Genomic DNA, 24,060 nt, shown 5'->3' with positions numbered 1-24,060 from the left:
TGGGCCTTGTGTGTTTGTCCAGCCCAATTCGCGAGACACATTCCATGCAGCCTGCGTCACCAGGGCGGACCCTGGCAGCGAAGTCACTCTCGCGGAGCAGCAGTTCTGGCTCGTGCCGACCACGGCGCTCGATGCGCGACTCGGAGCCGAGGTGACCGCTCTCGGCCCACCGCACGAGTCCGCCACCCGATCGGACAGCCCCACAATGGTGGTCCCCGGTCGGAGCTGAGGCTGCGACCGTCACCTCGGCCGACTGCCTCCACGAGAAGACCGGAGGGCCGTGGAAGGGTCTGCGACGATGTGTGTCATGGACGTGCGAAGCAGGAACCATGTGAAGGTGACCGGCCGAGCCGGTGGACCGGTAGTGATGCTGGCGCACGGCTTCGGCTGCGACCAGAACATGTGGCGCCTGGTGATGCCGGCACTGGAGCGTGATTTCACCGTGGTCCGCTTCGACCACGTCGGCGCGGGCAACTCGGACCTTTCCGCGTGGAGTCCCCAGCGGTACTCCACGCTGAACGGGTACGTCCATGACCTGCTTGAGCTGTGCCGGGAGCTGGCACTGGGCCCGGTGACGTTCGTCGGGCACTCGGTGAGCGCAATGATGGGCGTGCTGGCCGCCGCGAGGGAACCCGAGGCGTTCTCGGGGCTGATCCTGCTGGCCCCCTCGCCCTGCTTCATCGACGATCCCGACGCCGGCTACCGGGGCGGGTTCAGCGCCGCGGACATCGACGAGTTGCTGGAATCGCTCGATGCGAACTATCTGGGCTGGTCGGGTGCGATGGCCCCGGTCATCATGGGCAACCCGGAGCGGCCGGAGCTGGGCGAGGAGCTCACCAGCAGCTTCTGCCGCACCGACCCGAAGATCGCCAGGCTCTTCGCCCGGGTGACGTTCCTGTCCGACAATCGCGCCGACCTGGCCAAGGTGACGGTGCCCACGCTGGTCGCCCAGTGCTCCAGCGACGCCATCGCCCCGCCCGAGGTGGGCGCCTTCGTGCACGCGCAGATACCGGACAGCCGGCTCATCACCCTGAACGCCACCGGGCACTGCCCGCAGCTTGCCGCGCCTGAGGAGACCGCCGAGGCGATCGCCGCGTTCGTGGGAGCCGCCCAGTGATGTGCAAGACCAACGACGAAGGGCGGGAGGGGCGAGAAGGCGAGGGGCCGGTGGATGACCAGGCACAGTTCTCCGCGCTGCTGGAGGACAGTGCCGAGGACCTGTACGAGCACGCGCCCTGCGGCTACCTCTCCACCGAGCTGGACGGCCGGATCGCGAAGATCAACACCACCCTGCTGGACTGGCTCGGATACCAACGCGATGACCTCGTGGGCCGCAAGCACTTCTCCGACCTGCTCACCGTCGGCGGCCGGCTCTACCACGAGACCCACTTCGGTCCGCTGCTGCGTATGCAGGGCGAGATCAGCGGCATCGCTCTGGAGCTCAAGGCCGCCGAGGGCGCCCGGCTGCCGGTCCTGGTCACCTCCACAGTGAAAACGGGCAGCGATGGGCAGCCCCTGCTGATCCGCACCACCGTCTTCGACGCCCGCGACCGCCGCGCCTACGAAACCGAGCTGCTGCGCGCCCGCCAGGAAGCCGATCTCGAACGCGACCGCCTCAAGAGCCTGAACACCACGCTCCAGAAGACCCTGCTGCCGCCGGCCCTGGTGAACGTTCCCGGCCTGGACGTCTCCGCGTACTACCACATCGCCTCCGTCGACGAGGTCGGCGGCGACTTCTACGACCTCTTCCCCCTGGCCGCCGGCACCTGGGGCCTGTTCCTGGGCGATGTCTGCGGCAAGGGGGCCGCCGCCGCGGCCGTCACCTCCCTGGCCCGCTACACCCTGCGCGCGGCCGCCGTCTACGACCCGGCCCCCGCCGCCGTCCTCGGCAACCTCAACACCGTCCTGAATCACGAGTACAACGGCACCGACCCCCGCTTCTGCACCGTCGTCTTCGGCCTCCTCACCCCGGACGAGGATCGCGGCGGCTTCCGCATCACCCTGGCCAGCGGCGGCCACCCGCCGGCCCTGCTGATGCGCGCGGACGGCACCGCCGACTTTCTGCCCACCCCCGGCGGACAGCTCATCGGCGTCCTGCCCGACGCCCACATCGCCACCACCGCCATCCACCTCGCGCCCGGCGACACCCTCCTCCTGCACACCGACGGCCTCACCGAGGCACACACCAACGCAGCGGCCGGCGGAGGGGAGCGCTACGGCGACGACGCCTTCCTCGACTTCGGCCGCGCCCTCGCCCCCACCACCGCCTCGGACACCATCAGCGCGGTCCGCAGCCTGCTCGACACCTTCGGCACCGGCGTCGACGACGACACCGCCGTCCTGGCGATCCACGTGCCCCGACCCACCAGTGATGAGCAGCAGTGACCCACCACCTGACCCTCCGCACCCGCGCCACCGCATCCGGGCAGCTCGTCGAACTCGCCGGAGAGCTCGACCACCACACGGCACCCGAAGTACGCGCCGCACTGCCCGCTCTCGAACTGCGCGCCGGCCAGCAGCTCGTGCTCGATCTCGGGGCGCTCACCTTCTGCGACTCCAGCGGCGTCACCGTGCTCATCGCCGCCCGCAACCACGCCCTCGCCGCCGAGGCAGGCATCGTCCTGGTCACGGTTCCCGACCGTGTCAGCCGCATCCTCCGCATCGTCGGACTGGACCAGGTCTTCCCGTTCCACCTCACCGCCCAAGACGCCGAAGCCGCCTGGCAGCACACGGCTGGCTGACCCACCGACGCCCGACCGGACGAGATCTCCGGCCACGCCACCTGGCTGGCCGGCCGGCTACGCACGGGTGACGCCCGCTTGCCACAGCAGGCTTCTCGTGACAATCCTGTACCTCACCCGCCCCACCGGACACCGACTTCCTGAACACCGGTGATGTGCTGACCGCTTGAGCCGGCCATCGTCCGCCGACAGGCCGGCTCCGGGCCGATCGGACCGCGGAGGTCGGTCGAACCGTAGCTGACAGGGCCGGAGGGCTGTGGTTGGCTGGCTCGCGAGATCCCGCGGTGGGCTGGGAAAGAGGCGGGTCGTGGGCGTGGTGGAGTATCCCGGCGGAATGCGGGAGGACGGGTTGCCGGCGGTGCTGTCGGACCCGGCCCGGCTGGCGGCGCTGGAGGCCCGCGGGATGATCGGCAGCGCTCCCGAGCGGGTGTTCGACGACCTGGCGCGGCTGGCGGTGTCGGTGACGGATGCGGCCATCTCGGCGATCACGTTCGTGGGGAAGACGCGTACCTACTGGAAGTCGGTGCCGCACCTGCCGTACGGGGGTGTGGAGAACTGGCAGAACGCGGTGGGAGAGAGCTTCTGCTACTTCGCCGTCGGAGCGAACGGCCCGTTCGTCGTGGAGGACGCCGAAAAGGACCCCCGCACCGCCGGGCACCAGGCGATCGGCCCGTGGGGGGCCGGCGCCTGGGCCGGTTTCCCCATCATCACCGCCGACGGACAGGCGATCGGGACGATGTGCGTCATCGACGCCGATCCCCGGCGGTGGGAGCCGCACGAACTGGAGTCACTCGCCGTCCTGGCCCGGGCGGTGTCCAGCGAGATCAACCTGCGGATCTCGCTGAGCGTCGCGCAGAGCGCACTGCGCAGCGCCCAGAGCGCTCTGGCCACGTCACGGGATCTGGCCCGGAGCCTCCAGGACAGCCTCCTGCCTCCGGTCCTGCGGCCGGTCCCCGGCCTGGACACCTCGGCCCGCTACCTGGCCGCCACCGGTGACGTGGAGGTGGTCGGCGACTTCTACGACCTCTTCCACGCCCGTGGGCCGTGGTGGACGGCCGTGCTGGGCGACGTCTGCGGCAAGGGCACCGAAGCGGCCAAGGTGACCGCCCTGGCCCGCTACACGCTGCGCGCGGACGCCGGCGACCACCTCTCACCCGCCGCGGTCCTGGACCGGCTGAACAGCGCCATGCTCGCCCAACGCGCTCCGCGCTACCTGACCGCCGTCCAGGCCACCTTCCGCACGACCCCCACCGGCGCGGCCGGACGGCTGTGCCTGGCCGGGCATCCCCCGGCCCTCATCCGCCGCGCCGACGGCCGCGTCCAGCAGGCCGGCGTCCCGGGCACCCTGCTCGGCATCATGCCCACCGTCCGCCTCGCCGACGTGCGGTTCAGGCTCGCTCCCGGCGAACTGCTTCTCCTCTACACCGACGGCGCCTGCGAAAGCCGCCCCGACCCGCGCAGCCCGCTGCCCCACCGGCCGATCTTCGACGAAGCGGCACTCGCCCGGGCTCTCGCGGACACCCATGGCATGGACGCGGCTGCCACCAACGCCCACATCGCCGACGTCCTGGCCGGCCACCACGGAGGCTGGGCCAGCGACGACACCGCCCTGCTGTCACTGCGCGTTCCCCCGCACCCCTGATTCCCGTACGGGCGCGCGCTGCCGTGTCACTTCCGGCGCCGGACAGCACATGAACAGCGCCCCAGCGGAGGGAAGGCACCAGACATGCAGGAACGCCAGCCCGATGATCTGTCGGTCCGGATCACGAACGTAACGCCCAGCTCCAGCGCCCGGTGCACGGTCCTGATCGACTCCGCGTCGTCGGTGCCCGAGCCGGTGTAGCCGTGGGACATGCCCATCGCGCCCAGACCGATCCGGGAGACCTCCAGGTCACGCAGCTTGATGTACCGCATCTCGCCCTCTCAGGCCGGCGGCGTTGCCCGTCCCCTCACTCTCGCCGGGCCCGGCAGGTCGTGCCGGTCGGAGCCAGAACGGCGGCAAGGGGGCCGGCGTCTTCCTCATTCACCTTCGCCCGAATCACTCCGGTGTGGCAGGGCGGGCTCTTCGGGGGTAATGACACGGCCTCCCTCGCGCCCGCGCGGCGGGCGCCCAGCGGGTGGGACTGGTGTCATGGCATCCGAGAGCGCGTACAGCGAAGGCGCCGAGCCGGGCCGCTTCCTGCGCGCCCGCCGCACCCAGACCGGTCCCAAACAGCGCAACCTCGCCCGCCACCTCTTCCTGCACCCCGCCGCCCGAGACCTCTTCCCCGACTGGGACCGCCAGATCACCGGCTGCGTAGCCCGCCTGCGGGCCATCGCCGGTACGGCGCCCGACGCGCCCGACCTGACCGGCCTGGTGGGAGAACTCCTTCTCAAGAGCCCCGACTTCGCGGGGCTCCCTGCCCCGCCCGACCCGGACGGGGTGACCGGCCCGCGGCAGCGGTTCACGGTCGCCGGCGGATCGCTCCCGGGGGGAAACCGTGTTCCGGCCGGGGCGCGGTCATGTCGAGCAGGAGCAGGGTGCCGTGGTCGGGGGTGCCGGGTTCGGCGACGTAGACGCCGATGCGCTGTTCCGGAGTGCCCTCGACGTGCAAGGACTGGGACGTAAGGGTGACCGTGCCCACCTGGGGGTGCTGGAAGGTCTTCTGCGGGGGTTTGCGTCCGGTCACCTCGTAGCGTTCCACAGACCCCCGCGAACCCCGGGTCAGACAGGGCGCCCCGCGAGCGGAGTCTCCGCCGTGGCCGTCACCATGATCCGTTCCGCCTCCTCCGCCGTGGCGGCGGGGGGCACGACGAGCAGGTCCCAGCGGCCCTGTCCGGGAGTGAGCAGGCAGACGGTGTCCTCGGCCCGCGGCGAACCCGTACGGCGCATGCGCACCTGTCGGTCGCCGACGGGCGTGCCGTCACCGGACAGCGACCACATCGCCCCGTTCACGAGGACGCTGGTGACGTGTCCCCAGCGGAGCGGCAATGCGGCGAGCAGTCCGGGCAGTTCGGCGGTCAGGTCGTACGACCTCGGCCACCACGCCCCGTCGATGCGCCGGACGGCGCCCCCCTGGCCGGGTTGCGCTCCCAGTCTCAGCCGGGCGGCGAACGAGTGGAGCGAAGGGGCGCCGGTCATGATGACTCCTGCGGTGAGGAAGGCGCGGGGCTCGCCGCGGCCGGGGGGTCGGCGGGCGCGTAGCGGTTCGACGGCGTGGGGAAGGGCGCGGTCTCGCCCGGATGTGTCCGGTCGACCTGCGGTCTGCTGGCCTCCAGCCAGGAGCGGAGCGAGCCGGCGGTCCGCGCGGGATCGAGCGTGAGGTGCAGACGGGTGCCCGCACCCGACGCGAACGCCGGGTAGCTGCGCTGCTCGCCCCCGGCGAACAGCAGTCGCAGGGCGTCCGCGACGTCCCGGGCCGCCTCGGCGTCCAGGGAGACGATGCGGACCTCGACCCTGCCTTCGGCGGGCGGATCGTCCGAAGCCCCCACGATCGGGGACGAGTGAGGGGGTGGAGCGGATTCGATGGTCATCGGGCAGAACCTGTCCCGGGCCGCGAGAGACGCTGGACCCGTGTTGTCGCGCGGCGCATATGTGCCGCGCGCCGAGGACGAGACCAGCCCGGTCACCGGAGTACGAAGGACCCTCGACCCTCCCCACCGTACTCCTGACCCCTTGCGGCGCAGCCGTCACCGGTCGCGGGCGGCGTACGGTGGACCTACCGAGGGCATCACGCACTCCGGCCGCCACGCCGGGTCGTCCCCGGCGAAGGACGGACTTCCGGGTCGTTCCAGTGGTCGACGCGGAGACGGGTCGGCACCTCATGTCCCCTGCGATGGTTCTCTCCCGCCTGGACATCCACCGGCGGAACCGGGGGGAGCACACGCTCGTCACGCTCGCCGGGGACATCGGACCTGCCACGACGCCGCTGTTGCGGGCCGCGCTGGAGCAGTGCCTGCTGGACGGCGTCACCGTGATCGACGTCGACCTGGCCGCGGTCGGCTCCTGCGACGACAGGGGCCTGGGCGTCCTCCTCTCGGCTTCGCACCGCGCCGGCCGGGTCCACGCCCGGTTGCGACTGCACCATCCGTGCGGCCAGATCGTCCGGCTCCTCGCCGCCGCCGACCCCGCTTCGCCGCTCCTGGCAGCCCCCGCGGGCCCCGTACCGCCCGGCGGCCCGACGGACACCGCGGTCCGGACGCCCGGGGGGCCCGCCGGTCGACCGGACCAGCCGGCCCTCCAGGACGCGCCGACCTCCAAGGACGCGCCGGCCCTCAAGGACGCGATCCGCGTCCGCCGGCTGACTCGCCAACAGGCCGAGGACCTGTGCGAGGACATCGCGGATCTGGCCGCCGAGTCCGTCGCGGGCACGCCCGGCGAGGCGTACCACGACCATGGGGACTTCCTGCGCCGCCTCGCGGTCACCGCCCACCGCCCCGGTTTCGTGCTGCTGGTGGCCGAGACGACGATGCTGGTCGGGTGCGCCTTCGGTTTCCCGGTGGGGCCTGACGGGTCCGGCCGCCGGGGGTTCGACGCGACGCTCCAGGGAATCGTCCAGCGGCTCACCTCCCGTGCGCGGTTCGTCGTCCTCACCCAGGTCGTCGCCCGTTCACACGCCCAGAACCGCGAGATAGCGCGCCGCCTCCAGCAGCGACTGCTGGCAGACCGGCACGCCCCACTCGGAGTCGCCCTGCTCCATCCGGCCGACCGGACCGGCCAGGCCGCCTTCGCGTCCTGGGGCTGGCGGAACATGGGCGAGGTCGTCGGGCTGCCCGGTCCTGTCGCCCCCTGCCTGCTGGTCCTGCCCGTCGAAGGGCCGCTCCCGGCAGACCGGTGATCGGCCAGGGGGAAGACGAGCCCGCGGTCGTACCGTCCGGACCGGCCCACGCCGTACGTCGGCGGTCGCGGGCGGCGGCCGCGCGCCGGCACTCTCCGGCCGCGCCGGGAGTAGCCTGGCAGATACCGAGAGCTTTGCGGGCGTACGACGACGGCGCCGTTCCCGGCGAACGACAGAAACGGGCACCGGGGGACGCCCGGGACGGGATCGCACGATGGACGTCACCAAGCCGACCGAAGGCCCGGCACCGGACGACGGTCACACCTACCTGCTGCTGTCCGCGGCCGCCGACCCGGGGAACCCGTTGTCGGCCCCGCGCCTGCTGGCCCTCGCCGAGAGCGGCCTCGACGGACAGGCGGTGTGGGAGTCGGAGGGAGGAGCCGGACCCAGGTGAGCGACCCGGTCCGGCCGGTGCGGACTGCCAGCCGGTGCGGACGCCCGTGATCCCGTGAATTGTGATTCCGTTATTCCGTGATGGAGCGATGACACCGACAGACCCTTCGTCGTCCCGGCCCGCCTCCCGGACGGAGCAGACCACGGCGGGTGCGAGGCCGACGGCCGGCCGGGGCGGCGCGGACCGCTCCGAGAGCTTCGGGGAATCCCTCCTGGGCGAGATCCTCGACCGCGCGCACGATCTGCCACCCGATTGCATCGGGCCCCTGGTGGCCGACGTACTGGAACGGCTAGGTGGCCGTCGGCCGCAGGTGCTGCTGCAGGACTACGGCCAACTGCTGCTGGCACCGCTGCCGGGTGAGGGCCTCATAGGCGGGGAGCCGCAGCCGATCGACGACTCCGAGGCGGGCCGGTGCTTCCTCGACGCTCAGTTCCTCGAACTGGCCGGGACCAACGGCGTACGGGTCCATCTGCCGCTGTTGGACGGCGGTGACCAGGTCGGTGTCATGTCGGTGACGCTGGACAGCGTCGACGACCACGACCGCCGGCTGCTGTACAGGATCGCCGGCCTGGTGGCCGACCTGCTGGTGACCAAGCACGGCTACTCCGACCTCTTCTTCGGAGTGCGGCGCCGCGAGCCGATGAGCGTCGCGGCAGAGATCCAGTGGGCCCTGCTGCCGCCCCTGGCCATGATCATGCCGCGCATCGCCGTGGCCGGAATCCTGGAACCCGCCTACGACGTGGCGGGTGACAGCTTCGACTACGCCCTCAACGGGGACGTCCTCCATGTGGCCATGATCGACGCGATGGGGCACGGCTTGGACGCGGCCACGATGGCCACCGTGGCCATCGGCGCCTACCGCCACGCCCGCCGTGCCGGCATCGGGCTGCCGGAGATCTACTCCTTCATGGACCGCGCGGTGGCGGAGCAGTTCGGCCCGGAGCACTTTGTGACCGCGCAGATGATGCAGCTGGACACCACGACGGGCCACCTGCAATGGGTCAACGCCGGGCACCCGTCACCGCTGCTCGTCCGGGACCACCGCGTCGCACTGAGGCTGACCGGCCCGACGACCCTGCCCGTCGGCCTCGGCGGTGCGGAGCCTCGGATGAACGAGATGCGCCTGGAGAGGGGGGACCGCCTCCTCTGTTTCACCGATGGACTGGTCGAGGAGCACGAGACGGGCGAAGAGCAGTTCGGGGAGGGGCAGTTGATCGAGTGGGTGAACCAGATGGAGAGAACCGGCCGCGGAATCCGGGCGGTGGCGCGTTCCCTGTCTCACACCCTCAAGCGGGCTCGGGGCGGACACACCACGGACGACGCGACGCTGCTCCTGTTGGAGTGGCGCGGCTGACGACGACGCCGGGCGGTGGTGGGCAGGCGTGCTGCGCTTCATGTGCACCAGCAATTCACCTTGCCGGAGGCGCCTCATGCAGCCGCAGCGCCGGCACCCCGGAGCACGAGTCGAGTTCCTGCACGGCCTCTTGTACGGTCTCGTGCCCACAGCGTGCCCGTAAGAGGGGAGAACGACGGCGAACAGCGGTGTGACCCCGCATTCCCGGACACCGCCCAAGAACAGATACGCCCAGGTCAGAACCTACCTGTCCTGCCCAAGCGCCGTCGCTTCCCAAGCTGAGAGCGCGAGTTCGATTCTCGTCACCCGCTCCATGATTGAGGCCCAGGTCAGAGACCTGGGCCGTTGTTGTTGTGTGTGGTGATCAATCACCGGGCGGCAGAGTCGCATCAGTCCCGCACCACGGCCACGATGCGCCCACAGGGCAGGTCGGCCCGTGGTGGGGCTCACCCCCGCCCGGTGGGTGGTTGGTGTGCGATCTTCGGTTCCAGGAGGTCCAGGGCTTCTTCCCAGTGGAAGCGGTCGGCCCCTCCTCCGGCCTTGGGCCTGTGCGGCTCGTACGACCCGATCATGACGTCCATTGCGCGGAGACGTTCCAGGCTCCGGGGATAGGCGGGGTGGGCGGCCTGGGCTGCGTTCAGGTACGGCAGGACGGCGGTGGGAATCCCTATGCCGTACGCCTCGCACAGGATGCCCAGGGCAAGGGTGTCGGAGATTCCGGCGGCCCACTTGTTGACCGTGTTGAAGGTGGCCGGGGCGACGGCGATCGCGTCCGCGGGCGGGAGGGGTCGGGCCTCGCCGGGGGTACGCCAGGCGGAGCGGATGGGGTAGCCGGTCGCCGCTTCGATCGCCTCCGTGTCGAGGAAGCCAAGGCCCTGCGGGGTGGCCACGACCCCGACGTTCCAGTGCCGCTCCTGCGCCGCGGTGATCAGCTTGCCGACGTCACCGGCGATGCCGCAGGCGCAGACGACGACATACAGGAAGGGTTTCCTGTCCAAGGCGGCGGTTCGCTCGGTCACGCAGGGACTCCCAGTCGGCGGCTGAAGTGGTGCAGTTCAGGCAGGGTACGACCGCGGTCACGGGCAGCCATGTCGGCGACCAGTTCGCGGACGGCGGGCCGGTGTACGTCCTGAACGGCGCAGCTCTCGGCGATGCGCACAGCCCGGTAGCCGTCGGCGAGGCGGCCCTGCTGGCTGTAGGCGCGGGCCGTTTCCACCCAGAGGGCGGTCCTCCGCTCGGGGACGGGGACGCGGAGGCGCATGAGGGGACGCGCGGCCTGGAGGGCGAGGCCTGCATCACCGAAGGCCACCAGGGTGCTGAGTTCGTGGAGGGCGACGTTGGTGGGGCAGAAGTTGGCCCAGGCGTCGGGCCGGTCGAGGCAGACGTACCGGGAGACCTCCTTGGCTTCGGTGAGGAACTCCTCGGCCGCGGCCCGGTCACCACCGCTGCCCGCCGCGGTCACACCGCGCAACAGCAGCAGGCCGACGGCCGCGAGGTGCTTCGCGGGGCGGCAGTCGTAGGAACCGGAGAGCTGACCGGCCATGTGCCGGACGAGGGTGACCGCCTGATCGGTGTGCTTCTCCCGCGCCAGGACGTGGGCCTGCACGCGGACGCTGGAGGCCAGGACCACGGGGTCGCCGCAGCGCTCGGCCTCGGCCATGGCTCGGCCGGCCGCGAGCCAGGCATTTCCCTGGTCGTGCTGCTTCAGCAGCAGGCTCGTCGAGGTCTGGTACGCCGTGGCCAGCAGCCCGGACACTGCGCCCCGGTCGGCCGTACCGCCGGAGGCCGACCGCAGGTCGGCGATCAATCCCGGAAGCATGCGCTCCAGTTCGGCGTAGTCGCACGAGTAGAAGAGCCGACGGGCCATGCCCACCCGCTCACGCAACACCGCCGCATCCAGAGTCCCGCCCGTCCTGTCCGGGGCCGGCCCCGGCAGCAGGGACTGGATGTGTTCACTGTGTGCTGCGGCGGCGGCCGGCCGGGATGCGAGTGCGGCGGCGCTCGCGGCAAGAAAAGTGCGGCGGTGCATGTCCTCTGCTTCCGCATCGGCGGGGGAGGAGTCCGGAGCAGGGCCAAGGCCCAGTCGGTGCCACGGAATGCCCAGTTCCTGCGCAACAGCGCGCAGGACACGGATGTCCTCCGCTCCGCGCCCGCCTTCCAGACGGCTCACCTTGGACTGGTGGTAGCCGAGCGCGGCAGCGACATCCCTCTGCGAGCGCCGCTGCGCCACCCGGGCCCGGCGGATCACCTCACCGATCCGCGCCGCCTCACTGTGCGTGTCAGCCATCCGCCACGGCCCCTCCCGCCGTTGCCGACTCCTTGCTGCCCAACTGAGCGTAGGCCAGCAGGGCTTCGCCGCGATGCAGGTCCTGCATAACCGATGCAGCGCACGCACCTGAATCCACCGTCCGCCAGGGGCGACTGGTTGCTTGGAGTGGCCACACCTACACCGGGAGACCGCCCATGGCAGCAGCCCAGCTCACTCTGTCCGTGCCCGCCCTTCCTGCCGCGGTCACCGCCGCACGGCACGCGGCGATGGACGCCATAGCGAGCTGGGATGCGGGGCTCAGCCCTTCGGTGGTGCACACAGCGGAGGTCGTCATCAGCGAACTGGTCACCAACGCCGTCCGACACGCAGGCACCGGACCCGTCAGCCTGACGATGCAAGTCGTCGGCCCCTTCCTGCGCATCGAGGTCTACGACACCAGCCCGAGACTCCCCCGACCCGACATCCCGGACGCAGACAGTGAAAGCGGCCGAGGCCTGCTCCTCGTGGCCGCCCTCACCGACCGACACGGTGCCGAACCGACAGCGAACGGCAAACGGTGCTGGGCTGAAATCGACCTCCGTCCGAACCCGGAGCCCACAGCCGACACACCTTGCCAGCGGAACAACACCGGACTTCTCGCGAACGCACTCACCGGAGACCGCCCGTGCTGACCGACAACCAACCCCGCCGCGGCTACTGGTGCGAGTGCTGGACCCAAGACCTCAACGAGAACGCCGGGCCGACACTCCACGCATCCTTCGACGCCCACTCCGCAGCCCAGGCCGACCGGTGGGTCGCCATCGCCCTCCGCACCATCTCACCAGCACTCGACCCCAACGCCTCCGACGAAGCCTGGGCCTGGCTCTACGACGACCGCATCCGCACCAGACGAGCCCTCCTACGCGCCGAACCCTGCACAGTCACCATCACCCAAGCCGACACCCGCATCACCCTGACCATCCGACCGGTCGTCTACCTCCCTCTCACCCAGCATGCGGCGACGCCTTAAATCCTCCAGCGGACGACTGAGTTACAACTTTCTCCACTTGGGTTTTCAAGGCGGCTCGCTCCGCTCACCGCGCGCTCCCCGGCTCACCGCCGGGGCCACGCTCCTGCCTTCGGCCCGCTCTGGCCCCGGCTACGCCGGTCGCGCGGCTGGAGCGAGCACCATGGTGGGGAGAAACCCGCTGCGGCTGGGGCGGTCGGCTCCACGGCTTTAGCCACCTCCCCGGTTCGGGTCCCGCGTCGAGCAAGACCAGGGGGTCACCCGCTCCATGATCGAGACCCAGGTCAGAGACCTGGGCCTTTTTGCCGTCCCTCGTGTGGCGAGCCCCTCCGCTCCGGGAACTGAGGGGCTCCTGGAGCGTGGACCGATACGCGCACAGCGGCTCCCGGCACCGTGCGGTCAGCCGCCCGAGAGCCAGTCCGCCACGTCGTAGACGGTATGGCAGTAGGGGTCATGGACGTCCTTGCGCATGCGGTCCAGCTCGCCCAGCAGAAGGACCGGGAGTGCGGTGTGCACCGCCGTTACGCCGACCGTGACGGAGCCTCTCTCGTCTTGGAGCGGAAGGTCGATGCCAAACGGTGGTGCGTCCCGTGATTCGGGGGTGTCCAGGTAGAGGCGGCACGTTGTCCGGTCGAGAAGGAGAAAGCCGCGCAGGCGAAGTTCCGGGGGCTCTTCCGGCGCCGGGGGCAGGGAGAACGCAGCCGCCGCGGCGTGCAGTGCGTCCGGCACCTTGAAGCGCGGCTCGGCCACGAAGGCGTGAACGGGGGCGGATACGTCGATCACGGGGATCCCGAAGGCGTCGCGCGGTGCCGCCTGGATCTCGCGTTCCGAGCAGTCCGCCGCCACGCCGCGCAGGGCGGCTGCGAGGTCCCCCGAGGGGATGTTCCCGCCCTGGGTGTCCGTGAGCGGCACGTCGAAGGCGACGGAGCTGTCGAGCCGCTCTCCGTCCCAGAGGACGACGCGGCGACGCCGGGTAGGTCCGGCGAGGCCACCACACCTCTGACGAGCCACACTTCCGGTCCGAACGCGAAGGCCGTGACACGGCTCAGCATTTCGTGCGCCAACTGCGCCTGCAAACCGGACAGGCCTGTCTCGTCCCATGCCATGGAGTGCTCCGTCATACTCGGTTCAACGCGTCCGGGCATGCGTTGACACCCTGGCAGAATGCCGTGGCTGCGGCTCTTCACTCCAGTGCGATCCATGCGTGGCTGGTGAGTGTGCTGTCCCAGAAATAAGTGGACCCCAAACATGGAGCGTTGGGGGCCCGACTACACAGCGAATTCACATCGTCACGATCACGGGAGCATCTTCCGGGGCCGTCGAGGGGGCGTCCGAGGGTGCTCAACGACAACCAACGCTAAGGGCGTCTCTAATCGGATTGCGCCTGGACAGCGTCATCCTCCGCCCGCACCCAGGCCAGCTGCGCGTCGCTCAGCGGGGGGTCGAACCTTTCTGGGTACATCAGCATGAGTGGTTGCGGCCATATGCTCTCAGGCCCGTGCTCTTGGCAGTGTAGGGCGATGAAATGCGGCCCTTCCCCACAGGACTGGTGCCAGTAGGGGCGATCATGGGCCTGGCAGAAGTACCAGAACCTTGAGCACCCGTCCTTATCGCTCGGCTCATAGAAGCCGGGATCACTGACAATCTGGGTCACCCGCTCCTGCCGATTGAACCGGGGGATGGACCGGGGATCACGCCACAGCAGTCGGGGAGGGAGCATGCGCTCATCCTGCAACGCGGCCGTCCCCTTCAGATCACCGAGTTGTTGGCCTGGTCACGGCGCTGACTGATGTGCAGTGGTCGCGGAGGCGTGCCCCTTCCGTACCGGAACGGAAGGGGACTCACGGGGAACCGAGGTTCGCCAGGGTGCACACAGCCCCAGGCTGCCCAAGGCCGGGATTCCCAGATCACGCCTAGGGTCACCCAACCTCGCTCCTTTAAAGCAGTGGTCGGTCGCCGAAGTAGCGCATCCACACACACCGTCGGGTACACGGTCTGCCCCACGTCGCGCCGGAACGGGGCGTGCAGGCACGGGAGCCGTCGCGTCCGCCGGCCGTCAGTAGCGGTGGCCGGGCCAGTGCGGATCCGTCCAACGGTCCTTGCCGGTGAGTCCGAGCAACCGTATCCGGTGCTGCAGATCCGCCGATGCGCCCGACTCACGGACCGCACTGCGGCCTGACCAAGGAGCCAGGCGACCAGTTCGGCGCGCATCTCCTCCTCGTCGTGCTCGTACCAGTCAACGCTCCACGGCAGACTGTCTCCCAGGAGCTCGCACTCCCATTCCGCGACCGCCTCGGCGAGACGTCGGTCGCTGAGGTAGCCGGTCTGCTTCTCCCAGTCGGCAAGCCAGGGGCCGAGCGTTCCGGACGCCTCGGCACACACCGCGAAGACCTGGTGGATGGGACGGCCGCATTCGGGTCGGTGAGGCTCTGCGCCCACCAGGCATGCAGGAACTCGCGTACCGGCTCGCCGTGCTCGTCGGGCCACTGCTGCCAGCGGCCGCGGGCGAATGAGTATCCGGCCTCTTCCAGTCCGAACAGGGGCTCCACGTGACCGGCGACCAAGGCCGTGGCGAACTGCGGCAGGATACGGCGCAGCACAGCCGCGTGATCCATCCAGTCGATGGCCTGCCAGGTCCGGCTCAGGAGGTCCGGCTCCAGTTCCACGTCCGGCGTCTTCAAAAGGGAGAGCTCCTCCGCACTGCCCCAGTGGCAGTCGCAGTTGCTCTCGTCCGAATGTGCGGTCATGCCGTGGAAGGTGACGGAGAGGTTGTCCAAGGCGGCGCTGAGACGGCGGCGTGCGGGATGGTCGGAGAGATGCATGATGTACTCGGCCTTCAAGACTCCGTACGGCTTCCGCCGACTGAAGATCGCATAACCGGTGAGGCGGGACTTGTGCTGACCGTCCTGGGATGGGTGCGGACGGCAGTAGCACTCGGCGGCTTGGCACGGTGCCGGCATAGGACGATCGGACCGCCCCGCCAAGGCGTGCCCGCATCTTCCAAGCACTTGGTCAACAACCGCGCGGCCGCAACCGACCGAGGCCGTGCCAGGTGCGTGCAAGTCGCCGCGCAAGCGCGGCGTGCGCGGCCCGGGCCTCGGCCGGGCCTGCGCTCCTGCCTCCAGCCCGGCCGACGCCCGTGCCGCGCTCATGCCGATCAGCCGCCTGATGCCAGAGAAAGAGGACTGAGTCAGCGCTCGCCTTTATTATGCCCATATTCTCCAACTGGGCATGACCATGCACCGCGCCTGCTTGGGTCTACCCAAATAACCATATCCGCAACAATGCTCGGAACTGCTGGCCGCTGGGTACCTGGAACCACAGGAAGCCCGACAGCGTACATCTCGACATAGGCGTCCGGAATCCTATAGGCCATTTCATAAAGAACTTCCGCCTCGGGCGCCGATGGGTTGACAGTGAAGCCCACTCCCATCCCCGATTCGTCTTGGAGAAGGATCTCTACGTAGCCCTCGCTATCCGGTTCCGAAAATCCGATAGTAGGTGTGGCTTCGGTGCCCACTGAAAGGTCACGAAGGACACGCTCGGCAAGTTCCTTCAGGTTTCGCATCGATAAATCCCCACATAACCAGAATGGGCGCCCCTCCCCAGCTGGGGAGGGGCGCCCATTCTAGGTCAGATAAGCGCCACAGTGAAGTCGAACTCTGTCGTGACGTACTTCTTGCCACCAGCTATAGGAAAGTGCTCGTTGACTGTGAGTACGTAGTGACTCGTGTCTACCCGGAACGAAGAATGGACCAGGTAGTTCGCAGGTACGGCGGGGTGACTGTCACTGTACCCGAAGCTGCGACCATTGCGAGTTGCCGCAGCGCTTTCTGTCATGGGCCCAGTTGCCGTAGCAGCAACGTTGGCAAAGAGCTTTGAACTCCACGCGAACGACAGATGGGAGCCCTCGTGGTATCGCACCTGCCCAGTGAAATGCCCGTATGCTGAATTACCCCGATAGTCGGGCGCCTGCGGGGTGAAGAAGTGTGTGACCGACGAAGGCGCTGCCGCCTCGGCCTTGGCCACTTGGCCGTCAATGACGGTCTCGGTCTCAGTGCGCTCGGTCACAGTAACTTCAACCGCACGAAGCGGCTGTTTAGAGGCATCGTCACCCTGCTCAGCCGCCGAAGCGGAGGTAGTTACCGACACCACGGCAAGCGCAGCAAGACCAATACTTGCCACTCGTTGCATAATTTTCAATTTTCTCCCCCGCAGCCTCATCTGGTCAGCGATCGGCAACGGGAACTTATCGATTGGCCCCGGAAACCTGCAATCGCATTTAAAGAGACTCACGCCACACGGCCATGAGGCAACCAAAAGCAGACTTTCCCCGTCACCCCTCTCGCGTCAGAAGTGATGACCTCGACTTGTACGCCCTCGGCGGGGTGGCCGTGGCTGGACGCCTGGCTCAGGTCATGGTCGCGAACGACCTCAGGGAACTTGCCGCGCTGCTCGGCGAAAGGCCGCGCCAGACCCGTGCCAGGTCGTGCGGGGACCACGGGCGACACCGGGAGTCGGGGCGGCGGGAGCCCGGGCCCCAACACTGCTTCGCCAGAGGTCGTCCCGGCAACCTCCCCCAAATCCCTAGCACCGCAGGTAGAGAACGCGAGTTGGATTCTCGCCACCCGGTCCACGAAGAAGATTCAGGTCGGGCGGCCGCGGGCGTGTCTGCGGGTGGGAGGGGGTGGGGCGGTCCGGCCGCCGTTAGCGGCGGGCAGTCCGGTGGTGGATTGTCCAGGCTGCTGCGCCCAGGGTGAAGCCGTAGGCGGAGACCAGGCCGTGGCCGTTGGACTGGGTGAGCCACATCGTCAGGCCCAGTGCCGGGACGGCGAGGGCCAGGGCGCGTTCCTTGGGGAGGCGGGTGCGGGTGAGGAGGGCCAGGGCGAGGGTGGCGCCCAGGAAGTAGGTGGCGCCGGAGCTGCCGGCGAAGTTGCGCGGGTCGGTGCTGGGGCCGTCGCCGAGGCCGAGCAGGGTGTCGATGCGGCTGGGCAGCAGGATGCCGGCGAGGAAGAAGCCGAGGGTCAGGGGGCCGCCCCAGTACCACTGGGCGAGCGCGGCGACGGCGGCAAGGGTGACCAGGTTCCACAGGGCGCCGAAGAGGCCGCCGTTCTGCATGAACACCGAGGTGAACTCGCGCCACCAGCCGGACTTGGCGGGGTCCGCGTCCAGCGCGTCCATGGCGCCGGACCAGCTCAGCTGGAGCAGGACGCCACCGACGGCGAGCGCGGTCAGGGCGACCGCCGCCCACGGGACCGGCCGCCCGCGCAGGGTGTCCCGGCCGACCACCCCGAGACCACAGTTGATCATCATGACCATCAGCGCAGCCGTGGTCACGTTGAAGACGATCGCCCCCATGTCGGCCCACCCCCCGGACTTCGGCGCTTCTAACGCCGTTCGAAACCTGTCGACGCCAAGCTAGCACAGTTTTCTAATGGTGTTAGAAGGCGTTGTAGAGTGGGCCCATGAAGCTCACCAAGGAGCGCATCGTCGACGCGGGCATGGCCGTCTTCGCCGAGGTCGGTTATCAGAACCTGTCCATGCGTCAGGTCGCCGACCGTCTCGACGCCCGGGCCGGCAGCCTCTACTACCACGTACGCGGCAAGGAGGAACTGCTCGCCCTGATGGCCGACCGGGTCTGCCGCCGGGCCTACGACGCGGGCACCGACGCGCTGGCCGCCCTCCCGTCCGCCGCAGCCTGGCAGGACCGGATCGAAGCCCAGGCCGCCGCCCTGCGCTCGGAGATCAAGCAGCACCCCGGGGGCGCCCAGCTCCTCGCCGAGAGCCCCGGCATGCTCAGCACCGGCGCGTTCTCACTGATGGAACGCCTGCTGCGCACCCTGCTCGACGGCGGGCTGCCCGCCGTTCACTGCGGCATCGCCGCCGACGCCCTGCTCAGCCATGTCACCGGCTTCGTGCTCCAGGAGCAGAACGAGCCGACCGCCCCGCCGGCGGTGGACGCCGCTCGCTACGCCGACCTGTGCGCGCAATTTCCGCTGGTCATGGGCGACTTGATCCCGCGGCTGAGCCAGGACGAGAAGTTCACCCGGAGCATCCGCCTGCTCTGCGCGGGTTTCGCCGCGCTCGGCCGGGGGGAGCGGGACGGCGGCGACGGTTACACCGGCGATCGGTGAACTGGCGGTCGGTGAAATGGCGGTCGGGGGGCGGCGCTACCCGGTACCCCGTACGCCGGTACCCCCGGCTTTCTCGCTGCCGGGGGTACCGCTCTTGACGGGCAGCTCAGAGGCCGGCCGCCCGGCCGGTCACAGCCCGACGGGGTTGAGGTAGGTACCCGGGTGGGTGGCGCCGTCCTGCTTGAGGATCTGGCCGCCGAACGGCCACCTCAGGGTGAAGTGCGTCGTCTCGTTCGGCGGGGTGACCAGGAACTCACCCGGCACGAACTTCTCCTTCTCCGGGGTGGACTTGGCCACCGGGAGCAGGGTGATGCTGAAGTCCACCGTGTCCCCCTGCCTGAGGGTCATCGTCACAGGCTTCTTGGAGGAGCGCGCCAGCGACCAGGTGCCGTCGGTCTTCTGGGTGCCGACCATGTCGACACCGGCGAAGCCGGACAGGGTGCAGGTGCGCTTGCTCTGGTTGGTGAACCAGATGAACGCCTGGGTCTGCTTCGCGGTCTGCCCCATCTCCGGCGCCGCGTCACCCCCCGTGGCGAAGCCCGCCTTCAGGTCGGCGGTGTGGCAGCGGGTCGGGCCGGCCTGGGCGGAGGCGGCAGAGGCCGGGATGGCGGCAGCGGCAGTGCCCGCGACGACGAGTCCGGCAAGGGCTACGGCGGTCAGCTTGCTCTTCATGACGATTCGGTTCCCCTCGAATGCGAAGCGGCGCGCGAGGTCAAGACGCGCCTGTACTGAGGAAGATGGGCAATGGCGGGCGGAGGTTGGGTGGGCCCGAGGTCCTTTGCGGCGGCGCCGGCTCACCCTGTCAGCAAGCTGACGGTTCCAGCGTCTCCGGGCCGCGACGGGTGCCGGGCGGTGACTACCAGGCGAGGGCGTCCTGCGCGTTGGTCTGCCAGTAGGTGACGGTGGCGGCGCTGTTGAAGAAGACTCCGCCCTTCGGCAGCTTCAGGGTCTTCTCCGCGGTGGTCGCGTTGCCGTCCCGGTCGGCGAAGAGCACGCCCAGGGTCTTCTCCGTGGCGCCGCCCTCGCCTTCGGGGGTGGAGGTCGTGATGCCCGCGTACGCGGACTGGCCGGGCGCCAGCGTCACCACGGCCTGCGGCGTGGTCTCCTCGGCCCACGCCAGCGGGGCCTGGGCGTCGGCACCCGCCCTCAGGTAGGGGGCGATGTAGGCGTAGCAGGGCTTGGTGCCGGTGTTGGTGGCCTTGAGCAGCAGGTGGTTGATCGGGCGGGACACCTCGGTGACGGTCAGGTCGGTGTTCGCCGTGGTGCAGGTGGCGACCGAGGGCGCCTTCGTGGTGGCGGCGGAGGCGGTCTGCACGGTGGCCTGGAGACCGACGATCGCGAGGGAGGCGGCGACCACCATGGAGGAGGCGGCTGCACGGGAGGCGAGACGAGGAGCGATACGCATGAGTGGGCTGCTTTCTTTGACATGTAAGGGGAGTTGAGCGATCCGATCGCCGTGCCCGGTGGGGCGCCGTGTTCGGATGACCCAAGCCTGTGGCTCCCCGCGTCCCATCCGCCATTCCCCGGGGGAGTTCCGGGATGCTGGAACGCTCACACCTACTCTGAGCTGGGAAAACGCGGTCCTTCTGGAATGGCGGATGGGACACCGGGCGGGGCGGCGGGGGAGCGGCCGGGGGGAGGGAGGACGGTGGAGGCGGTCGGTGGGAGCGTCGGCCGCGGCGGCACGGGCACCGGACGGCGAGGCACGAACCGAGCGGCTCCGTCTACGGAGCGGCAGGCCCTACCCTGAATCCCGTGAGGCAGGCAGGCGCTGGGAAGGGTGATCGGCGATGACGCCCCTGAGCACCGGGGACCCGGAGTCCATAGGCGGGTACACCCTCCTCGGCCGGCTCGGGACGGGCGGCATGGGTGTCGTCTATCTGGGAGTCTCCGCTTCGGGACGAGAGGTCGCGGTCAAGCTCGTACATGAGGCGTACGCCCAGGAAGAGGAGTTCCGGACGCGCTTCCGGCAGGAGATCGCGGCGGCGCGCAGAGTGAGCGGTGCCTTCACCGCGCCGGTGGTGGACGCAGACCCGGACGCCGAGCGGCCGTGGATGGCGACCCTCTACGTACCGGGGCTCAGCCTTGCCGAAGTCGTCCGCCGGGACGGCCCGTTGAGCATGCGGGAGCTGCGTGCGCTGGGGCTCGGGCTCGCCGAGGCGCTGCGCGACACCCACCGGGCCGGTGTGGTGCACCGGGATCTCAAACCGGGCAACGTCCTGATGACCGAGGACGGACCGCGCGTCATCGACTTCGGCATATCGCGCGCCTCCGGCAACCAGCGCCTCACCACGACCGGCCAGATGATCGGCACTCCGCCCTTCATGTCGCCGGAACAGCTGGCCTCTCCCCGCGATGTCACCCCGGCCTCGGACGTGTTCTCGCTGGGGTCGCTGCTGGTGTTCGCGGCCGTCGGGATGGGACCGTTCGACGCCGACAGCCCGTATATCACCGGCTATCAGGTGGTGTTCGGGACGCCGGACCTCGACGGGGTGCCCGAAGCCCTCCTGGAGATTGTCGAAGGCTGCCTGGACAAGGACCCGGCGGCGCGGCCGGAACTGGCGGAGGTGCACCGCATGCTGCGGGCGCTGCCGGAATCCGACACCACGGGGTCCCCGAGGACCCAGTCCGCGCATCCCTGGGTCCTCCCCGTTCCTCCGGGCGCGGCCACCACCTCCCGGGGCTCCGCGACCGGCACCGGCGCGGGGACCGCCACCGGCGCGGGGTCCGGCACCGGCACGCGACGCCGGACCCGGCGGCTGCTCATCGGCCTCGGTGCGGTGCTGGCCGTCGCGGGGCTGGCGGTCGGGCTGGGTGTCTTCGTGTCCGGTCCGGCCACCACCACCGCCTCCGGCACCGCCGCCAGGGCCACCGCTCGTGCCGCGGCGCTGCCCGCGGGCTGGCGGCCGTGGCAGAGGCATCTGCGGTACGACACCAAGGGTGTTCCCCTCGACTACGACAGCCCCGGATGCGTACCGGAGGGAACCGCCCTGTTCTGCGGCGGTTCGGGCTTCACGGTCGCCAGGGTCGACGCCGCCTCCGGCCGCACCGTGTGGCGGACCGGCACCCGCCCTCAGGGGGCGCCGCCGATCGGCGTCCGCGGCGGACTGGTCTACATGTACGAGGACCCGGACGACAGCATCCGGCGCGTGGTGGCCCTCGACGCCGCCACCGGGCACCGGCGGTGGCAGCGCGACATCAGCAAGTCCGAGGAGGCGATGCTGTACGACGGCGGGTTGCTGACCCTCTCCTCCAGCGACTCCTCCTTCGTGGCCTACGGGCCGTCGGGCAAGGAGTTGTGGCGGGCGCCCTCGCTGGACGAGTACTGCACTCCGTCGGCGCTGGGCGGCGCGCCCTACGCCCTGTGCTCGAAGGGCAACGAGCCCGGCCAGGCACCGGTCGAGCTGATGAAGCTCGGCCCCGGCAGCCTGACCGAGACCGCCACACTGCCCGAGAAGGCGATGGCGCTCGGCGCTGTCGGCGGACAGCCCCTGTTCCTCGCCCCCCAGACCGCGAAGGAGGTGTACGACGGCGCGTACGAACGGCCGTACAACGCACTGCTGCGGGTGGCCCCGGAAACCGGGCAGGTCACCCGGATACCGCTGGCGCGCCCGCTGACCGGCGCGCCCACCCTGGTGGGCGGTGTCGTCTACTTCGTCCGGTCGGACGGGCTGGTCACCACGGTGTCGGCGGACAGCGGCCGGGAGCTCTGGCAGAAGGTGACGGACGTGGAGAGCCTGTCCGAGCCCGCGGTGTCGGCGACGTACAGGCGGGTCTACTTCGCCAACCGCTTCGGGCGTCTGCTGGCACTGGACAGCCGCACCGGAGCGGAGGCCTGGCGTACCTCCGCACTGGACGACCCCGGGGTCGAGGCGCAGAACTACTCACCGCACGTGCTGTTCGTCAAGGACGCGATCGTGGCGATGGCCGGCGACACGGTCTTCTCCCGACGCCCGGACGGGCCGGCTGACCGACCAGGGTGACCCGGGCGGACCCATGGGCCCTCCGGCGGGCCCATGGCCATCAGGCGTTCAGCAGCTCCGTGGGCTCCGCCCCGTGGGGCCCCTTCGGCAGGGCCGTCCTGGCCGTCAGGCCCCGTGACTGCCAGGCGTTGTCGCGGAGTTTGAACAGGGCCCAGTACCGGGTGGGGCACAGCAGCACGATGTTCATGAACACGGACGCCGGGGTTCCGACGAGCCACGAGTGCCAGCGCTGGCGTGTGGTCATGTCGGGCCGCATGAGCACATACAGGCCCGACTGGCCGTACCGGACCACGATGTACACCGCGAGATACACCAGGGCCACGCCGGGGTTGTGGTATCGGCCGCCGAGGGTCATCGCCGTCATCACGAGCGTCCAGGCCAGCATCACCGGGGTGATGACGAGCTGGAGCAGGCCGAAGGTCGGCGAGATGAGCTGCTTCAGGGACAGCCGCGCGTACACGAACGGCAGCATCCACCACCAGGACCGGGCCCAGCGCAGGCGCTGGCGGTAGGTCTTCTTCAGCGTGGTCGGCATGTCGGTGACGACGCCCGCCTCGTTGACGGCCACGACCTCACCGCGCATCAGGGCCCGCAGCGCGAGCCAGCGGTCGTCTCCCGTCCCGCACTCCACCTCGTAGGCGTCCAGGTGGTCGTAGAGCAGCTCGGCCCGGTAGAGGGCCAGGGCACCCGACGTGGTCTCCAGCGCTCCGAGCATGGAGCGCGAGGACCGCATCATCACGCAGGAGGTGCCGATGTCGATGTCCGCGGCGCGGGAGACCCAGGTCTCCTCGAAGTTGCGGATGTAGATCATGCCGGTGGTGGCCTGGATGCGCGGGTTGCTCATGGCCCGGAGCTGCTGCTCCAGAGCGTCCGGGAAGGGCTCGCCGTCCGAGTCGATGGTGAGGACGAAGTCGAAGTGCCTGCCCTGCTCCTGGAGGTGGCGGAGGACGGTGACCTGGGCCCCGCGCTTCCCCTTGTTCTCCTGCCGGTGCCAGAAGACCCGGGGGTGGTCGAAGGTCGCAGCGCCCCCGGTCGGGCTCGTAGCCGGTCACGGTGTGTCCGGCCTCGGCGGCCCTCAGGGCCAGGGGCAGGCCGACATAGCCCTGCCCTAGCACGCAAACGCGCATGGTGGATTCCTCTCGAACCGGCCCGCAGGCGTGTACGGACCGGGAAACGGCGCCCCTGAAGTGCGGCTGCCTGTTCCTGAAGCAGGCAGCCGCGGCGTCGGGTACTGCATGGACTGCGGTGCGGGAGCTGCGGCGCCGAACCCCCGTCGGGCCGGGCGGGCGCTCCCTCATGAGTCACCGCGGACTCAACGGCCGGTCCAGGCCCCCTGCCCGCCGGACGCACACCAGACCCACA

At 70.0% G+C, this 24,060-nt stretch carries 22 protein-coding genes and 4 pseudogenes; 12 read left to right on the top strand and 14 right to left on the bottom strand.

Annotated features, from left to right (window positions below; genetic code table 11):
* Window positions 1-307 precede the first annotated feature (307 nt).
* From ACIHAA_RS23085 to ACIHAA_RS23070, 4 genes are all read left to right on the top strand, one after another.
* Complete coding sequence (locus ACIHAA_RS23085) at window positions 308-1,117, top strand: alpha/beta fold hydrolase (protein ID WP_399820088.1); 810 nt, start codon at window positions 308-310, stop codon at window positions 1,115-1,117.
* A complete protein-coding gene (locus ACIHAA_RS23080; protein ID WP_399820087.1) occupies window positions 1,117-2,385 on the top strand; it encodes a PP2C family protein-serine/threonine phosphatase in 1,269 nt (422 codons plus the stop codon). Before ACIHAA_RS23085 ends, ACIHAA_RS23080 begins: the two co-directional genes overlap by 1 nt.
* Window positions 2,382-2,741 (top strand): STAS domain-containing protein, encoded by a 360-nt coding sequence (locus ACIHAA_RS23075; protein WP_399820085.1) that lies wholly within the window; start codon window positions 2,382-2,384, stop codon window positions 2,739-2,741. Before ACIHAA_RS23080 ends, ACIHAA_RS23075 begins: the two co-directional genes overlap by 4 nt.
* Window positions 2,742-2,997: 256 nt before the next feature.
* Entirely contained in the window at window positions 2,998-4,383 is a 1,386-nt protein-coding gene (locus ACIHAA_RS23070; RefSeq protein ID WP_399820082.1) for a GAF domain-containing SpoIIE family protein phosphatase, read from the top strand.
* A gap of 122 nt (window positions 4,384-4,505) precedes the next feature.
* Here ACIHAA_RS23070 and ACIHAA_RS23065 read toward each other — a convergent pair.
* Window positions 4,506-4,655, bottom strand: a pseudogene (locus ACIHAA_RS23065) (aldo/keto reductase); the annotation flags it as partial.
* A gap of 295 nt (window positions 4,656-4,950) precedes the next feature.
* Here ACIHAA_RS23065 and ACIHAA_RS23060 point away from each other — a divergent pair.
* Window positions 4,951-5,139 (top strand): annotated as a pseudogene (locus tag ACIHAA_RS23060) (transcriptional regulator); the annotation flags it as partial.
* A gap of 46 nt (window positions 5,140-5,185) precedes the next feature.
* On the opposite strand, the pseudogene ACIHAA_RS23055 reads toward ACIHAA_RS23060, so the two are convergent.
* The 3 genes and pseudogenes from ACIHAA_RS23055 to ACIHAA_RS23045 form a co-directional block, all read right to left on the bottom strand.
* Window positions 5,186-5,422: pseudogene (locus ACIHAA_RS23055) on the bottom strand (transcriptional regulator); the annotation flags it as partial.
* A 23-nt stretch (window positions 5,423-5,445) separates the two neighbouring features.
* On the bottom strand, window positions 5,446-5,862 hold the full coding sequence (locus tag ACIHAA_RS23050; RefSeq protein WP_399820080.1) for a DUF5994 family protein: 417 nt from the start codon (window positions 5,860-5,862) through the stop codon (window positions 5,446-5,448).
* Entirely contained in the window at window positions 5,859-6,254 is a 396-nt protein-coding gene (locus tag ACIHAA_RS23045) for a hypothetical protein (protein WP_399820078.1), read from the bottom strand. Before ACIHAA_RS23045 ends, ACIHAA_RS23050 begins: the two co-directional genes overlap by 4 nt.
* A 302-nt stretch (window positions 6,255-6,556) precedes the next feature.
* On the opposite strand from ACIHAA_RS23045, the gene ACIHAA_RS23040 reads away from it, so the two are divergent.
* From ACIHAA_RS23040 to ACIHAA_RS23030, 3 genes are all read left to right on the top strand, one after another.
* Entirely contained in the window at window positions 6,557-7,558 is a 1,002-nt protein-coding gene (locus tag ACIHAA_RS23040) for an STAS domain-containing protein (RefSeq protein ID WP_399820076.1), read from the top strand.
* A gap of 214 nt (window positions 7,559-7,772) precedes the next feature.
* Entirely contained in the window at window positions 7,773-7,952 is a 180-nt protein-coding gene (locus ACIHAA_RS23035) for a hypothetical protein (protein ID WP_399820074.1), read from the top strand.
* An 88-nt stretch (window positions 7,953-8,040) separates the two neighbouring features.
* The gene (locus ACIHAA_RS23030) at window positions 8,041-9,306 is read left to right on the top strand and encodes a PP2C family protein-serine/threonine phosphatase (protein ID WP_399820072.1); all 1,266 of its coding nucleotides are present in this window, start codon (window positions 8,041-8,043) and stop codon (window positions 9,304-9,306) included.
* Between the two features lie 446 nt (window positions 9,307-9,752).
* Here ACIHAA_RS23030 and ACIHAA_RS23025 read toward each other — a convergent pair whose 3' ends face one another.
* Together ACIHAA_RS23025 and ACIHAA_RS23020 are read right to left on the bottom strand one after the other, a co-directional pair.
* Window positions 9,753-10,325, bottom strand: coding sequence for a flavoprotein (locus tag ACIHAA_RS23025; protein WP_399820071.1), 573 nt, complete (start codon window positions 10,323-10,325; stop codon window positions 9,753-9,755).
* The gene (locus ACIHAA_RS23020) at window positions 10,322-11,593 is read right to left on the bottom strand and encodes a helix-turn-helix domain-containing protein (RefSeq protein WP_399820068.1); all 1,272 of its coding nucleotides are present in this window, start codon (window positions 11,591-11,593) and stop codon (window positions 10,322-10,324) included. Before ACIHAA_RS23020 ends, ACIHAA_RS23025 begins: the two co-directional genes overlap by 4 nt.
* A gap of 176 nt (window positions 11,594-11,769) precedes the next feature.
* Between ACIHAA_RS23020 and ACIHAA_RS23015 the strand changes: the two genes are divergently transcribed.
* Together ACIHAA_RS23015 and ACIHAA_RS23010 are read left to right on the top strand one after the other, a co-directional pair.
* Window positions 11,770-12,246 (top strand): ATP-binding protein, encoded by a 477-nt coding sequence (locus ACIHAA_RS23015; RefSeq protein WP_399820066.1) that lies wholly within the window; start codon window positions 11,770-11,772, stop codon window positions 12,244-12,246.
* A complete protein-coding gene (locus ACIHAA_RS23010; RefSeq protein WP_399820202.1) occupies window positions 12,243-12,584 on the top strand; it encodes a hypothetical protein in 342 nt (113 codons plus the stop codon). The genes ACIHAA_RS23015 and ACIHAA_RS23010 overlap by 4 nt, the downstream gene beginning before the upstream one ends.
* A 396-nt stretch (window positions 12,585-12,980) precedes the next feature.
* On the opposite strand, the gene ACIHAA_RS23005 is transcribed toward ACIHAA_RS23010, so the two are convergent.
* The 5 genes from ACIHAA_RS23005 to ACIHAA_RS22985 form a co-directional block, all read right to left on the bottom strand.
* Entirely contained in the window at window positions 12,981-13,592 is a 612-nt protein-coding gene (locus ACIHAA_RS23005; RefSeq protein ID WP_399820064.1) for a hypothetical protein, read from the bottom strand.
* A gap of 1,145 nt (window positions 13,593-14,737) precedes the next feature.
* Window positions 14,738-15,421, bottom strand: a complete 684-nt coding sequence (locus ACIHAA_RS23000) for a hypothetical protein (RefSeq protein ID WP_399820062.1) — start codon at window positions 15,419-15,421, stop codon at window positions 14,738-14,740.
* A gap of 350 nt (window positions 15,422-15,771) precedes the next feature.
* Window positions 15,772-16,149 carry a hypothetical protein gene (locus tag ACIHAA_RS22995; RefSeq protein ID WP_399820060.1) on the bottom strand — a complete coding sequence of 126 codons (378 nt, stop codon included), beginning with the start codon at window positions 16,147-16,149 and terminating at the stop codon, window positions 15,772-15,774.
* 65 nt (window positions 16,150-16,214) lie between these two features.
* Window positions 16,215-16,823, bottom strand: a complete 609-nt coding sequence (locus ACIHAA_RS22990; RefSeq protein ID WP_399820058.1) for a hypothetical protein — start codon at window positions 16,821-16,823, stop codon at window positions 16,215-16,217.
* A gap of 465 nt (window positions 16,824-17,288) precedes the next feature.
* A complete protein-coding gene (locus ACIHAA_RS22985) occupies window positions 17,289-17,939 on the bottom strand; it encodes a hypothetical protein (protein ID WP_399820056.1) in 651 nt (216 codons plus the stop codon).
* 107 nt (window positions 17,940-18,046) lie between these two features.
* On the opposite strand from ACIHAA_RS22985, the gene ACIHAA_RS22980 reads away from it, so the two are divergent.
* Window positions 18,047-18,715, top strand: a complete 669-nt coding sequence (locus ACIHAA_RS22980) for a TetR/AcrR family transcriptional regulator (protein WP_399820054.1) — start codon at window positions 18,047-18,049, stop codon at window positions 18,713-18,715.
* Between the two features lie 129 nt (window positions 18,716-18,844).
* On the opposite strand, the gene ACIHAA_RS22975 is transcribed toward ACIHAA_RS22980, so the two are convergent.
* A complete protein-coding gene (locus ACIHAA_RS22975; RefSeq protein ID WP_399820052.1) occupies window positions 18,845-19,387 on the bottom strand; it encodes a DUF4232 domain-containing protein in 543 nt (180 codons plus the stop codon).
* A gap of 184 nt (window positions 19,388-19,571) precedes the next feature.
* Entirely contained in the window at window positions 19,572-20,120 is a 549-nt protein-coding gene (locus ACIHAA_RS22970) for a DUF4232 domain-containing protein (RefSeq protein ID WP_399820050.1), read from the bottom strand.
* 385 nt (window positions 20,121-20,505) lie between these two features.
* On the opposite strand from ACIHAA_RS22970, the gene ACIHAA_RS22965 reads away from it, so the two are divergent.
* A complete protein-coding gene (locus tag ACIHAA_RS22965; RefSeq protein ID WP_399820048.1) occupies window positions 20,506-22,698 on the top strand; it encodes a PQQ-binding-like beta-propeller repeat protein in 2,193 nt (730 codons plus the stop codon).
* Window positions 22,699-22,738: 40 nt separating this feature from the next.
* On the opposite strand, the pseudogene ACIHAA_RS22960 reads toward ACIHAA_RS22965, so the two are convergent.
* Window positions 22,739-23,695 (bottom strand): annotated as a pseudogene (locus tag ACIHAA_RS22960) (glycosyltransferase family 2 protein); the annotation flags it as partial.
* Between the last annotated feature and the right edge of the window lie 365 nt (window positions 23,696-24,060).

Origin of the sequence: Streptomyces sp. NPDC052040, assembly GCF_044548405.1 — a bacterium.
Taxonomy (GTDB): domain Bacteria; phylum Actinomycetota; class Actinomycetes; order Streptomycetales; family Streptomycetaceae; genus Streptomyces.
Note: the sequence above shows the minus strand (reverse complement) of the source record. Positions and strands in the feature narration are given on the sequence as shown.

Bases quoted from the DNA above. Each gene is read 5' to 3' on its own strand.
- ACIHAA_RS23085 (WP_399820088.1), top strand. From the start codon at position 308: ATGGACGTGCGAAGCAGGAACCATGTGAAGGTGACCGGCCGAGCCGGT.
- ACIHAA_RS23080 (WP_399820087.1), top strand. From the start codon at position 1,117: ATGTGCAAGACCAACGACGAAGGGCGGGAGGGGCGAGAAGGCGAGGGG.
- ACIHAA_RS23050 (WP_399820080.1), bottom strand. From the start codon at position 5,862: ATGACCGGCGCCCCTTCGCTCCACTCGTTCGCCGCCCGGCTGAGACTG.
- ACIHAA_RS23045 (WP_399820078.1), bottom strand. From the start codon at position 6,254: ATGACCATCGAATCCGCTCCACCCCCTCACTCGTCCCCGATCGTGGGG.
- ACIHAA_RS23040 (WP_399820076.1), top strand. From the start codon at position 6,557: ATGGTTCTCTCCCGCCTGGACATCCACCGGCGGAACCGGGGGGAGCAC.
- ACIHAA_RS23035 (WP_399820074.1), top strand. From the start codon at position 7,773: ATGGACGTCACCAAGCCGACCGAAGGCCCGGCACCGGACGACGGTCAC.
- ACIHAA_RS23030 (WP_399820072.1), top strand. From the start codon at position 8,041: ATGACACCGACAGACCCTTCGTCGTCCCGGCCCGCCTCCCGGACGGAG.
- ACIHAA_RS23020 (WP_399820068.1), bottom strand. From the start codon at position 11,593: ATGGCTGACACGCACAGTGAGGCGGCGCGGATCGGTGAGGTGATCCGC.
- ACIHAA_RS23015 (WP_399820066.1), top strand. From the start codon at position 11,770: ATGGCAGCAGCCCAGCTCACTCTGTCCGTGCCCGCCCTTCCTGCCGCG.
- ACIHAA_RS22995 (WP_399820060.1), bottom strand. From the start codon at position 16,149: ATGCGAAACCTGAAGGAACTTGCCGAGCGTGTCCTTCGTGACCTTTCA.
- ACIHAA_RS22985 (WP_399820056.1), bottom strand. From the start codon at position 17,939: ATGGGGGCGATCGTCTTCAACGTGACCACGGCTGCGCTGATGGTCATG.
- ACIHAA_RS22980 (WP_399820054.1), top strand. From the start codon at position 18,047: ATGAAGCTCACCAAGGAGCGCATCGTCGACGCGGGCATGGCCGTCTTC.
- ACIHAA_RS22975 (WP_399820052.1), bottom strand. From the start codon at position 19,387: ATGAAGAGCAAGCTGACCGCCGTAGCCCTTGCCGGACTCGTCGTCGCG.
- ACIHAA_RS22970 (WP_399820050.1), bottom strand. From the start codon at position 20,120: ATGCGTATCGCTCCTCGTCTCGCCTCCCGTGCAGCCGCCTCCTCCATG.
- ACIHAA_RS22965 (WP_399820048.1), top strand. From the start codon at position 20,506: ATGACGCCCCTGAGCACCGGGGACCCGGAGTCCATAGGCGGGTACACC.